This window comes from Streptococcus sp. 27098_8_86 (genome assembly GCF_041432595.1).
Taxonomy (GTDB): domain Bacteria; phylum Bacillota; class Bacilli; order Lactobacillales; family Streptococcaceae; genus Streptococcus; species Streptococcus pneumoniae_F.
The window spans coordinates 1-2,153 of record NZ_JAPVZW010000024.1 but is presented as its reverse complement, the minus strand read 5'-3'; the positions used below and the strand labels follow the sequence as shown (position 1 = coordinate 2,153).

Annotated in this window: 2 protein-coding genes and 1 pseudogene; all 3 read left to right on the top strand. The window is 40.0% G+C overall.

Annotated features, from left to right (window positions below; all coding sequences use genetic code 11):
• On the top strand, positions 1-1,324 hold a 1,324-nt coding region (locus O3616_RS09970; protein ID WP_371638786.1), incomplete at its 5' end, for a DNA/RNA non-specific endonuclease.
• The gene (locus O3616_RS09965) at positions 1,325-1,768 is read left to right on the top strand and encodes a hypothetical protein (protein ID WP_371638785.1); all 444 of its coding nucleotides are present in this window, start codon (positions 1,325-1,327) and stop codon (positions 1,766-1,768) included. It abuts the gene before it with no gap.
• A 35-nt stretch (positions 1,769-1,803) separates the two neighbouring features.
• Positions 1,804-2,153: pseudogene (locus O3616_RS09960) on the top strand (hypothetical protein); the annotation flags it as partial.

The following is a 2,153-nucleotide window of genomic DNA, read 5'->3' as shown; positions in this document are numbered from 1 at the left end:
GGATCGCTCGAATGGGATTGGTTCCTGGTGGGGAGATGTCGTTGAGGGAACACGAAATCTGCCTATTCCACAGGACTTGAAAGATACACTCCTGTTTGCGGAAGGTTTTATTGGTGCAGCAGGTAGTATGGTTTCAGAGACTGCTATCGGAGCTGTAGATTTGACTCAGATCATTGGTATTGCCAGTATTGATGGCGTCAATCGCTTAACAGGAGGTCAAACTCCAGAGTGGATGAAGCGGGACTTGCAAGGGACGGCAGATAACCTGTCTAGCCTTGCGGAGTTAGGAGTAGGAACTTACACTGCTCTGACGGATCCAGGAGCAGCTATGCGTGGCCAGGATCCCAATGCCAGTTATGCGGATAAGGCTGCTTATCGTGCTCAGCAGACAGGAAAAGCCCTCTGGGATAAAGTTACCCATATGGATGCCTATGATGCAGGAGGCTTGACCTTTGAGATTGCCAGTCTTTTTGTCGGTCCAGCAGCTGTAGGTAAGATGGCTAAGGGTACGAAGTTAGGAGCTAAGGCAGCTGAGATGATTAGCCTAGCCAAGAACAGTACCAAAGCAAGAATTCTCGCAAATGTTGAAAAATGGGGATCAAAGGTTGACAATATCCTAGCGAAGAGCAATAATGTCATTGGGAAATTTGGGGAGAAACTATTAGATACCCGAATCCCAGTTGGTATTCGTAAAGAGGCAATTGCCTTTGCGGGAGGTATGGGCTCAATGCCTACCCCTACCTTCAGCGTTGAGAGTAAGACTCTGCGTGATGTGATGCACTTCTCTAGCAAACATGCGGATGATGTGGTGAGAGTTTCTGATGATGCTGGAAAAGTAGCGGATAAGGTCGGTTATATACTTCGAGATGGTTCTCACTTTGACGGTGCAAGGAAATTAAAGCCCAATGTTCGATATCAGGCTGGAGAGCATAATTATTTATATCAGACAGACGAGTTGGGGCGTATTAGTGAAGCGTACGCAGATAACTTGCAATTAAAGCTACATGATGGTAGACTACGACATAAAGGAAATACACCGGATAAATTACCTGATGATCATGCGGGTCATATATTTGGAGATTTATTTGGTGGATCTCCTGAATTAGATAATTTATTATCACAAGCGAAAGACGTAAATCTCAAAACCTATCGTCGTCTTGAACGAGACTGGTCAGAAGCAATTAAAGCGAATAAGAAAGTTGAAGTTCACGTCAAAATTGAGTACGTAGGGAAGTCTTCACGACCGAAGACATTTAGGGTAAATTATACAATTGATGGACAAACTTATACACGTCGTATAAAAAATATTAATGGAGTGAAGTAAATGATATTTGAAGATTTGTTAATGGAAATTCAATCTGATTTGGTGTCTTTGGGATTAGAATATTCGAATAGTCAAATTGATGAAATTTATTTGTATGGTTATATGGAAGAAGGTAGTTATTTTTTCAATTTATTTTTTAAGAAAAATGGGGAGATAATTAGACTCAATCAGATTAATGATTTTTTGAGTGAAAATGAAAAAATAGACGATTCACGTGATAGACAGATACAACTTCTAGAATTAGGAATTGATGATTTGGAAAAAATCGAGATTTTGTTTGAGAATAATAAAAAAGAAGTACCTACCGAAATCAAAATTATTTATAATAAGAGCAGCAATAGTCTCAAATCTAAATATAGTTATTCGCCTATTTCAGATGATACTTCAGAATTAGAATTATTCAATAACTGGTATAATACGGTGAAAGTAGAAAATAATATTTGAAGATAAGATAATGGATTTACAAGTAGTCAAGCACTTTGAACTTAGTTCCTACTCCATTATCATATAGTTATGAAAATCAGGAAGCTCAGATCCATTATAATCAACTAGATCAACTATTTTCCATCACGGATTTACAGGATTTCATGGGGATTGTGGACAGTGTCTACAGTCCTATTTATCCTTTAGGTTCTGTTGTTGAGCTCGATTTGGAGCTCTTACCAGAGGAACTCCAGAAGAGCTTAGCGGAGGGACCAGGACCACTCGTTACGATTTCAGGCCGCAAGATGCCTCTTCAAGAAGGATTTGATGACTATGTGGTAGACTACTTGGCTCGCATCTGGCCTTTGGGCGAGATGCCTGGAATGGATGCTTTTTTCGTTAGTAA